This is a genomic window from Pseudomonas sp. CGJS7 (assembly GCF_036961695.1).
In genome coordinates, this window is record NZ_JBAMDI010000071.1 from 46379 (window position 1) to 56605 (window position 10227).

The following is a 10227-nucleotide window of genomic DNA, read 5'->3' on the forward strand; positions in this document are numbered from 1 at the left end:
CGGCAAGGACGATCCTGCAAGCCATGAGCGATACGCCCCCGCCATCGCAAACCCCCAGCGCCGCAGAGCTATTGCTGGAGCGGCGCAAGCGCCGCCGCGCCGCCGCCAAACGTTGGGCCTGGCGCAGCAGCCTGGCCGCGGCCGCGTTGACCTTGTTGCTCGCCTTCGCGGTGTATTGGCTGATCGCCACCATCGCCGGACGCGATCTGCTGCTGGCGCAGATCGTCGCGCGCTTGCCGGCCGATTCCACCTTTACCTGGAGATCGGCCGAGGGCCCGCTGTCGGGTCCGCTGACCCTGCGCGGGGTGCGTTTCGCTTACAAGAAAACCGTGTTCACCGCCGAGCGCGTCTACATCGATCCGGCGCTGCGTCCGTTGCTGGGCCGCAAGCTGCGGCTGGACGCGTTGCAGGTGGAAACCGCCACGCTCGACATCGAAAAGAGCGATGAGCCGTTCGAACTGCCGCGTTGGCCGGAAGTGCTGCCGCAGATCGAGCCGCCGCTGGACATGCAGGCCGACGACGTGCGCATCGACGGGTTCAAGGTCAGTCAGGCCGGCGAGCATCTGATCGACGTGCGCCGTTTGCGCGCCGGTCTGGACGCGCAGTCGGGCAAGTTGCACGTTGAGAAACTCGACGCCGACACCGACCGCGGCCATTTCACCGTGCACGGCGGCTACGAGCCGCGCAAGGATTTCAAGACCGATCTGGTCGCAACCGCCCTGCTGCCCAGCGCCGCCGGCCGCACCCCGCCGCGATTGGGTTTGGTCGCGCGCGGCGATCTGGCGCGCATGGACGTGGCCGTGGCCGGCGCCGCGCCGGGCCCGCTGCGTTTGACCCTGACCTTGCGCGGCAAGGACGATCCGAACTGGCAACTGCATGCGCGCGCCGACGCGCTCGACATCGGCCTGCTGACCGCGCCCGACGCCAAGCCCGGCGACACGCCGATGGCGTTGCGTTTCGATGCTTCCGGCGTCGGCGGCAAGGCCGATCTGAACGGCGAATTCCGCCAGGGCGATCTGGCGGTGACGGTGTTGCCGTCCAAGGTATCGCTGAAGGATCAGGTGCTCGATGTGCAGCCGCTGGCGCTGCGCTTGTTCGACGGCACCGCGACCTTGCGCGGCCACGCCGATTTCACCGACGCCGACAACGGCCAGTTCAAGTTTTCGATCAACGCCCGCGGCCTGAGCTGGGGCGGCCAGGCCGCGCCGACCACGTTGAAGTCGATCGCCAAGCCTTCGCAAGCGCCGCAGACACCGGCTACCCCGGCAGTGACCCTGGAAAGCGCGGACCTGGGTTTCGCCGGCACGGTCAAGGCCTGGGCCGCGATCGGCAACGCCAAGCTGCTGCGCGACAAGCAGGCGGCCACGGTCGAGTTCGACGCGCGCGGCGACGACCAGCGCATGAACGTGAAAACGCTCAAGGCCAAGATGCCGACCGGCCTGCTCGACGGCAGCGGCGATGTGGCGTGGGCGCCGGCGCTGGGTTGGGATTTCAAGGCGACTTTGTCCGGCTTCGATCCGGGCTACTTCGCGCCGGAGTTCAAGGGCGCCATCGACGGCAAGATCGCCAGCACCGGCGCGACCCGCGCCGACGGCGGCCTGGAGATCAAGGCCAGCGCCGAACAACTGGGCGGACGCCTGCGCGATCGCCCGCTCGGCGGACGCGGCAATTTCGTCATGCACGGCGCCGCGCCCGGCAAGACCGGCGACGCCTACGAAGGCGAAGTGGCGCTGACCCTCGGCGGCAGCCGGGTCGACGCCAAGGGCAAGTACGCGCAAGCCATCGATGTCGATGCGAAGTTCGCGCCGCTGCAACTCAACGACCTGTTGCCGAGCGCGGCGGGCAGCCTCAACGGCACGCTCAAGCTCAGCGGCGCGGCGGATGCGCCCAACATCGATGCCGACCTGAGCGGCAGCGCGCTCAAGTACGGCGACTACAAAGCCGCCAGTTTCAGCGCCAAGGGCCGCTTGCCCTGGCGCGGCCGCGGCGGCGCGCTGGCATTGCGTGCGAGCGAGCTCGATGTCGGCCTGGCCTTGTCGTCGTTGAGCGTGGACGCCGCCGGCGCGGTCGAAGCGCTGCAGCTGCAGGCGCAGGCGCGCAGCGAGATCGCCAATCTGGATCTGTCGGGCAACGCGGAAAAACGCGGCGCGACCTGGCAGGGCGCGTTGGCGTCGTTGCAGTTGGCGCCGAGCAAGGGCGCGTCCTGGCGTTTGCAGCAGCCCGCGCAGTTCCGCTGGGACGGCCGCAACGGCGCCTGGAGCAACGCCTGTTTGGCGTCCAGCAGCGGCGGTTCGCTGTGCGCGAGCGCGGACTGGCCGCGTCGCGGCGTCGATCTGAAGGGGCAGGGCCTGCCCTTGTTGTTGGCCCAGGCGTATCTGCCCGAGCGCAGCGACAAGCGGCCGTGGGTGCTGCGCGGCGAGATCGCGCTCGACGCCGAGTTGCGTCCGGTCGGCAACGGCTGGCGCGGTCAATTCGATCTGACTTCCAGCGGCGGCGGCTTGAAGTTCAGCGAGCGCGCGCGGCGCGAATTGCTGCGTTACAACGCGCTGTCGCTCAAGGGCAGCTTCGATCCGAACAAACTCAACGCCGAATTGAAGGCGGGCTTCAACGACGACGGCCGCGTCGACGCCACCATCGCCACCGGTTGGGACGCCTACGCGCCGCTGTCGGGCAACATCGCGGTCAATACCGATGAGCTGACCTGGATCGAGCTGTTCTCGCCGGACATCGTCGAACCCAAGGGCAAACTGGAAGGGCGCATCAGCCTGGCCGGCACGCGCTCGCAGCCGCTGCTCGGCGGCCAGGCGCGCTTGTCGCAATTCACCACCGAAGTGCCGTCGCTGGGCATCGCCCTGCGCGACGGCGACGTGCGTCTGGACGCGCAACCCGACGGCAGCGCGCGCATCGCCGGCAGCCTGCGTTCGGGCGAGGGCACCCTCAACATCGACGGCACCCTGGGCTGGCAAGGCGAGGACACGCCGCTGGTGCTGAACCTGCGCGGCAGCAACGTGCTCGCCTCCGACACCCGCGACCTGCGCGCGGTGGTCGACCCGGATCTGACCGTGCGTTATGCCGCCCGGCAGCCGCTGAACGTCACCGGCAAAGTCGTGATCCCGTCGGCGCGGATCGACCTGGAACGCCTCGATCAGGGCGTGTCCGCATCCGAAGACGTGGTGGTGCTCGACCCGGTCAACCCGGAAGACACCGGCGCCTCGCCGCTGGAGCTCGATCTGACCCTGGCCATCGGCGAGGACGTCAAACTCAACGGCTTCGGCCTGGAAGGCAAGCTCGGCGGACAGATGCGCGTGCGCTCCAAGCCCGGCCGCGAAATGACCGCCAGCGGCGCGCTCAACGTCGAAGGCCGCTACACCGCCTACGGCCAGAAACTGCAGATCAGCCGTGGCAACCTCAACTGGAACAACGGCCCGGTGTCCGACCCGATCCTGGACGTGCGCGCCGAACGCGAAGTCGGCGCGGTCAAGGCCGGCGTCGACATCAGCGGCCGAGTCAGCGCGCCGCAGGTCAACGTCTGGTCCGACCCGGCGAGTTCGCAATCCGAAGCGCTGGCGTACCTGGCCCTGGGCCGGCCGCTGTCGTCGGTCAGCGGCGACGAGAGCAAGCAGCTCAACGCCGCCAGCGCCGCGTTGTCGGCCGGCAGCGGCCTGTTGGCCTCGCAGCTCGGCGCCAAGATCGGCCTCGACGATGCCGGGGTGATGGAGAGCCGTGCGCTCGGTGGGTCGGTGCTGGGTGTCGGCAAGTATCTGTCGCCGCGTTTGTACGTCGGCTATGGCGTGTCGTTGTTGGGCGTGGGCCAGGTGCTGACGTTGAAGTACCTGTTGCGCAAGGGGTTCGATATCGAGATCGAGTCGAGTACGTTGGAGAATCGGGCTTCGGTGAATTGGCGGAAGGAAAAGTAAGGTGGTCGCGCGCCCTGGGGCGAACTTGTTTATGTGTGCTATCCAGTGCGGATGGCGCGACGGTCGAGATTGCGAGCCCGACAGGAATGACGTGCCGGTTTGGATGCTGACTCAGACAGCGCGGACGTAAGAAATGAGCTTGTCGATCCTGCTGCGCTGGGCGGTGGTGCTCGGTATGCTTGCCGCCGCAGTGCGCTTGGCGCTTCTCTCGCTGGGCGATGCAGTCAGCGGAGGTGAGGTTGCCGCGTATTACGTGGCTTTCTTTATTCTTGTTTCTGGTTGGCGTGCGGCAAAGTTTTGGCGCGCGCCATTGCTGATCTTTGGGCCAGGAGCAGGTCTGGCTTGCCTCGGTCTGTATTGCGTTGGCTTAGCGCTTCTCATCGGCTTGAAATACGAAGCCATGAAGCAAAGTGCGCTTCTGCCGACGGCATTGTTCTTAGGGGCGACCAGCGCTGGTTATTTTGGTTTTGCGGTATTGCTCGCGCATGGAAGATCGTCGTTGCAGGTCATGGACGATAGCGATGGGCGAAGCTGAGGCGCACAGCCGCAGCCAAATCACGACCATCTTGACTCAGGCCGGCGAGGATGTGGGCCTGATGGATTTGCTGGAGCTAACTCCAGAGTAGCATGTCGTCGTAGAGACTCTTTAACCGTCGCGCGATGCCGCAGGACGATAAAGAGGTGTATGTTCAAGTGGCGCTTTGCGCCAATGCTATGAGATAGCGATGTCTAGCAAATTGGGGACTTGGATATGGGCGCTGCTTTCACTGTCTTTATTTTTGAGGTGCGTGTTTTTCACCGGGCTCGAGCTGTATGCCGGAGTGCCGATAAGCGCTGAGCAATGGGCAGTGATGGTGATCGCCGGTCTCGGATCTCTGTATTTTGGCTATATATCTTTCGCAGGTATGCTCGCGGGGAAAGACGGTTCGTGCCAGCGTGGTCAAACGGCCAGGCCCAGCAAGTTCTTGACCTGGATCGGCGCGCTATTTTTTCTGTCGATCTTTCTGCGCTGCACCTTCGTTCTCGGAAGCAAGCTGTATGCCGGAGAGTCGATCAGCGGAGCCCCGTTGGTCGTGGTACCCATCGGTCTTGTCGCGCTGTACATCTGTTACATGTACTTCAAAAGAATTTTCTCGCGAGGTCACACTCGCAGGTCTGAACCATTTTGAGCGGGCGTGCGGGCGAAGCTGCTGAGCTTGCGCCGCTGCCTCACTGACAAGCATCCCGAATCGCCTGCACCTCCCGCGCCACCTCGCTGCCATCCGGCCGCGCCTCATCGATAGTGCGCAGCAACCCATCCAACGTCGCCCGCGCCTGCCCACGCTGCGTCGCCACACAGCGCGCCTGCGCGGCGTAGGCCTGGGCGCGCCAGCCGATTTCGCGCAGGGCTTCGTCGGTGGTCGGCAGTTGCGCCAGCGTGTCGAGTTGAACCAGCGCGGAGCTGTCGCCGCTGCTGGCTTCGGCGCGGGCCAGGTCGAGCTCGGCGTGGCGGGTGTTGGGGTGGCGCGGGCCGTAAGCCTTGCGTGCGATCTGTAGCGCGCGCTGCAGCCGCGGCAGCGCCAGTTCGGGTTCGCCCAGCGACATTTCCACGTCGCCAAGCAGACGTTCGGTGTCGCCGACGCTGCCGTGGTCGGGGCCGAGGCGTTTCAGGCGCAGGTTGCGGGCGTGTTCCAGCAGTCCGCGCGCTTCGGTGTCGCGGCCGGCGGCGTGCAGCATCTGGGCCTGGTCGAACAGCAGGTCGGCCAGATGCTCGCCGCGCGCGGCGAGGTCGGGATTTTTTCGGGCGATGTCGACCGCGCGTTTGATCTCGCCCATCGCGCGGTCCTGGTCGCCGCGTTCCCAGGCGATCAGGGCGAGCGCGCTGCGCACGCCGGCCAGTTCCGGATGCTCGGGGCCCAGGCGTTGGGTCAGCAGGCCGCGGATGAGTTCGTATTCGTTCTGCGCTTGCACGAACTGGCCTTGGTCGACATGCAGCGCGGCCAGTTGCCGGCGCACGGCCAAGGTCGCGGGATGTTGCGCGCCGTTGACTTCCAGGGCGATCGCCAAGGCTTCGCTGGCGTCGCGTTCGGCGTCGCCGAGTTGGCCCAGTTCGCGGCGCAGCGCGGCCAGGTTGTAGCCGATCTCCACTTGCAGCGGGTGGCGGTCGCCGACGCTTTGTTGCAGGCGCCGGCGTGCTTGTTCCAGGCCCTGCAGCGCTTCGCGGCTTTGTCCGGCGTCGGCTTGCAGGCCGGCCAGGTCCATCAGGTTTTCGACTTCGCCGACGTCGGTGTTTTCCAGCATTTCGCGGCGCACCACCAGCGAGCGTTCGAACAACTGCCGCGCGCCCTGGCGCTCGCCGTTGGCGCGGCGGCAGCGGCCGAGTTCGGAATAGAACTCGCTCGATTGCAGCGGCAGTTGCGATTGTTCGCGCCGGGCCAGGTCCAGCGCGGGTTGCATCAGCACGGCGCAGTCGCGCGGCAGGTTCAGCAGCCGCAACACTTTGCCGCGCTGGCTCAGCGATTCCAGGCGCAGGCTGTTGGGGATGTCGTCGGCCGAGGCCAGGATCGAGGTCTGGCGGTCGAGCAGCGCGCGCGCTTCGTTGTAGTCGCCAAGGCTAGTGCGCAGGCGCGCGATCACCCCGAACAGTTCGGCGCGGGTGCGCGGCTGGCGCGCGAGTTCGCGGTTGCCGCGCGCGACCGCCGCGTCGAGCAAGCCGCGCAGGTCCAGCGCGTCGCCTTCGGGCGTGCCGCGCGCGCTTTCGAACAGGCCGACCATGAAGTCCTGCATCGCCTGCGCGCGCGCGGCTTCGCCGACCGCTTCGCGCGCTTGCCAGGCGACGATGCCGAGCGCGACGCTGAGCACCACCGCCACCAGCGCCGCGGTCGCCAACGCCCAGCGATGACGGGCGACGTATTTGTTGAAGCGATAGCGCAGGCTTTGCGCGCGCGCCATCACCGGCCGTCCGGCTTCGAAGCGCTGCAGGTCCAGCGACAGCGCTTCCACCGAGGGATAGCGTTGTTCCGGCCGCTTGGCCAGGGTCTTGAGGACGATGTTGTCCAGATCGCCGGCCAGCTGCCGGCCCAATCGGCGCAGCGAGACCGGGTCGAGATCGTCGTCGCTGGCGTCGGCGTAGCGCAGCACCGCTTGCGAAGGTCGCAGCGGATCGGCGGCGAGAATCGCCTCTTCCCATTCCGCGTCGGTCTGGCGCTTGAGTTTGTAGGGCTTGGCGTCGGTGAGCAGTTCGTACAGCACCACGCCGAGCGAGTACACGTCGGTCATGGTGGTGACCGGTTCGCCGCGCACTTGTTCGGGCGCGGCGTAGTGCAGGGTGAACGCGCGCGCGCCGGTGCGGGTCTGTTCGGGCAGCGGCACGTCGCTGCTGTCGAGCAGTTTGGCGATGCCGAAATCGAGCAGGCGCACGTCGCCGCCCGGGGTGACCATGATGTTGGACGGCTTGAGGTCGCGGTGGACGATCAGATTGGCGTGGGCGTGGCTGACCGCGTCGCAGATCTGCTGGAACATGCGCAGGCGCTTGTCCAGCGAGGTGCGCTGATTGCGGCAGTAGTCGGTGATCGGCTCGCCTTCGACGTATTCCAGCGCCAGATACGGCAGGCCGTCGCGGGTCACCCCGGCGTCGAGCAGGCGGGCGATGTGGGGGTGGGCCAGGCGCGCGAGGATCTGCCGTTCGCGGGTGAAGCGGGTGCGCAGATTGGTGTCGGCCAGGCCCGGCCGCAGCAGCTTCAGCGCGACCCGGCGCTGGTACAGGCCGTCGGCGCGCGAGGCCAGCCACACCTGGCCCATGCCGCCTTCGCCGAGCAGGCTTTCCAGCCGGTAGGAGCCGACTTCCACGCCCGGGCGCATGCCCGTTTGCTGCGGCGCGACCAGCGGTTCGGACAGGAAATCTTCATGGCCTTCTTCCAGCGCGATCAGTCCGGCCAGATCGTCGGCCAGTTGCGGATCGTCGGCGCGCAGTTCGCGCAGGCGTTCGGCGCGGGCGTCGGGTTCCAGCTCGAGCAGCGCGTCGAGCAGCGGCGACAGGCGTTGCCAGCGTTCGGCATCCATGCGCGATCAGGCCGGCGGCGGCGCCGTGGTGCGGGCCGGATCGGTGAACGCGGATGCGGTGACGGTCATGACGTTGCGCATTCCTTGCAGGCGCGCCGCGCGTGCGCGGCCGGCGACGTGGGCGCCGTCAGCGGTTGGGCTCGTCCTGCAGCGAGGCCAACAGGAACAGCCGCGCCTTCTGCCAGTCGCGGCGGATGCTGCGTTCGGAACGCTGCAGCAGCGCTGCGATTTCCAGCTCGGACAGGCCGGCGAAATAGCGCAGCTCCACCACTTGCGCCAGGCGTTGATCGACCGCGGCCAGCTTGGTCAGCGCGGTGTCCAGGCCGAGCGTGTCTTCGTCCAGGCGCAGGCCGCCTTCGACGTCTTCGGGCAATTCGGTGACCCGGTGCAAGTCGCCGCCGCGCTTTTGCGCCAGACGCTGACGCGCGTAATCGACCACCACGCTGCGCATCGCCGAGGCGGCGTAGGCGAAGAAATGCGCGCGATCGTCGAACTGCGCCTCGCGCCGCCCGACCAGTTTCAGATACGCCTCGTGCACCAGCGCGGTCGCATCCAGGGTCTGCCCGTGTTGGCCGGCGAGCTGACGCCGGGCCATGGTGTGCAGTTCCTGGTACAGCGTCGCCAGCACGCGATCGAGCGCGCCGCGGTCGCCCTCGCGGGCGGCATCCAGCAGGATGGTGATGTCTGCGCTATCGGCCATATACCCCTCGACTGGACGCGACTATAGCGCGTTCATCTTCCCTTGGCAGGGACGTTGGTGGCATCAATCCTGCACGCCGCGGCCGAAATGCGCCACGCGCCGGGCAAGCGGAATGCACAAAAATTACCCCGGCGGGTGAACGCGCGAGTCGCGCGATGGATGACAAGCGTGCTCACGGACCGATGGGCGGCGCTGCATCGACCGTCCATCGGGCGGCGTTCGCCGCGCTCGGCTCAGCGCTGGCAATGCCCGCACCACACCGTGGTGCGCTGGCCGATGCTGGCTTGTTTGAGCGGGCGGCCGCAGCGCGGGCAGGGCTCGCCGCCGCGCCCGTAGGCCGACAGTTCCTGCTCGAAATAGCCCGGCGCGCCGTCGGGGCTGATGAAGTCGCGCAAGGTGGTGCCGCCGCGCTGGATCGCGTAACCCAGGATGGTTTTGATCGATCCAGCCAACTCCGCGTAACGCTCGCGCGAGACCTTGCCGGCCGCGCGCAGCGGCGACACGCCCGCGGCGAACAAGGCTTCGGCGGCGTAGATGTTGCCGACGCCGACCACGATTTTCTGATCCATCAAAAACGTCTTCACCGGCGCCTTGCGGCCGCGGCTGAGTTCGAACAGGTAGTCGCCGTGGAACTCGTCCGACAGCGGTTCCGGGCCGAGCTCGCGCAACAACTCGTGGGTTTCGCCGGGCGCCTGCCACAGCAGGCAGCCGAAGCGGCGCGGGTCGTTGAAGCGCAGCACGCGGTCGCTGTCGAGCAGCAAGTCGACGTGGTCGTGATCGCGCACCGGCGTGTCGGCCGGCAGCACCCGCAGACTGCCGGACATGCCCAGGTGCAGCAGGGCGCTGCCGGCGAGGGTGTCGAGCAACAGGTACTTGGCGCGGCGGCGCACCGCGTCGATGCGCTGGCCGGGCAGGGTGTCTTCGATCTGCAGCGGGATCGGCCAGCGCAGGTTGGGCCGACGCAGGATCGCGGTCACCACGTGACGGCCTTCCAGGTGCGGCGCCAGGCCGCGCCGGGTGGTTTCGACTTCAGGTAATTCAGGCATGGCACCAGCGTACTATCCCGGTCAAGCCGGCGCCGACACGCGCCGGCGACGAAGTCGGGAGTTGCCATGACCCAGACCAGCGCATCCGAGGACGCGGCCGCCGGACATCGGTCCGGGGCGATGCGCGGCGTCGGCCTTACGGCCCGGTCGGAACCCGATTCGTCCCCTATTGCCGAGCCCACCGGCGCCGACCCGGAGCGCCCGCCCGGCCTGCGCCTGCGCGCCTTCGCCACCCGCGAGCTCGACCAGGCCCTGGACGCGCTGGGCTGGCGCGGCAACCGCATCCACGCCGGCGTGCATCTGGCGCGCAAATGCCTGCGCCGGACCCGCGCCGCGTTGGCCTTGGGCGGCGACGCGCTCGGTCCCGGCGCTGCCTTGGTCGATCGCGAGCTGCGCGGGCTCAATCTCAATCTCTCGAATCTGCGCGACGCGCATGCTCTGGTCGAAACCCTGGACCGGCTGCTGCGCAGCCACGCCGAGGCCGAGGTGCGCGCCCTGCTGCTGCGTGCGCGCCGCCGGGCCG

Annotated in this window: 7 protein-coding genes; 4 read left to right on the top strand and 3 right to left on the bottom strand. The window is 67.8% G+C overall.

Features of this window, described 5'->3' with window-relative positions:
* Positions 1 to 23: 23 nt before the first annotated feature.
* The 3 genes from V7787_RS32430 to V7787_RS32440 all read left to right on the top strand — a co-directional run bounded on the left by V7787_RS32430 (position 24) and on the right by V7787_RS32440 (position 5086).
* Complete coding sequence (locus tag V7787_RS32430) at positions 24 to 3917, top strand: translocation/assembly module TamB domain-containing protein (RefSeq protein ID WP_336091472.1); 3894 nt, start codon at positions 24 to 26, stop codon at positions 3915 to 3917.
* Between the two features lie 133 nt (positions 3918 to 4050).
* A complete protein-coding gene (locus V7787_RS32435; protein WP_336091473.1) occupies positions 4051 to 4452 on the top strand; it encodes a hypothetical protein in 402 nt (133 codons plus the stop codon).
* Positions 4453 to 4642: 190 nt separating this feature from the next.
* The gene (locus V7787_RS32440; protein WP_336091474.1) at positions 4643 to 5086 is read left to right on the top strand and encodes a hypothetical protein; all 444 of its coding nucleotides are present in this window, start codon (positions 4643 to 4645) and stop codon (positions 5084 to 5086) included.
* A 40-nt stretch (positions 5087 to 5126) separates the two neighbouring features.
* On the opposite strand, the gene V7787_RS32445 is transcribed toward V7787_RS32440, so the two are convergent.
* The 3 genes from V7787_RS32445 to mutM all read right to left on the bottom strand — a co-directional run bounded on the left by V7787_RS32445 (position 5127) and on the right by mutM (position 9704).
* Positions 5127 to 7958 carry a serine/threonine-protein kinase gene (locus tag V7787_RS32445; RefSeq protein ID WP_336091475.1) on the bottom strand — a complete coding sequence of 944 codons (2832 nt, stop codon included), beginning with the start codon at positions 7956 to 7958 and terminating at the stop codon, positions 5127 to 5129.
* Positions 7959 to 8085: 127 nt separating this feature from the next.
* The gene (locus V7787_RS32450; protein ID WP_336091476.1) at positions 8086 to 8658 is read right to left on the bottom strand and encodes an ECF-type sigma factor; all 573 of its coding nucleotides are present in this window, start codon (positions 8656 to 8658) and stop codon (positions 8086 to 8088) included.
* A gap of 233 nt (positions 8659 to 8891) precedes the next feature.
* On the bottom strand, positions 8892 to 9704 hold the full coding sequence (mutM, locus tag V7787_RS32455) for a bifunctional DNA-formamidopyrimidine glycosylase/DNA-(apurinic or apyrimidinic site) lyase (RefSeq protein ID WP_336091477.1): 813 nt from the start codon (positions 9702 to 9704) through the stop codon (positions 8892 to 8894).
* Between the two features lie 66 nt (positions 9705 to 9770).
* Between mutM and V7787_RS32460 the strand changes: the two genes are divergently transcribed.
* A partial coding sequence (locus V7787_RS32460; RefSeq protein WP_336091478.1) for a CHAD domain-containing protein occupies positions 9771 to 10227 on the top strand: 457 nt, incomplete at its 3' end.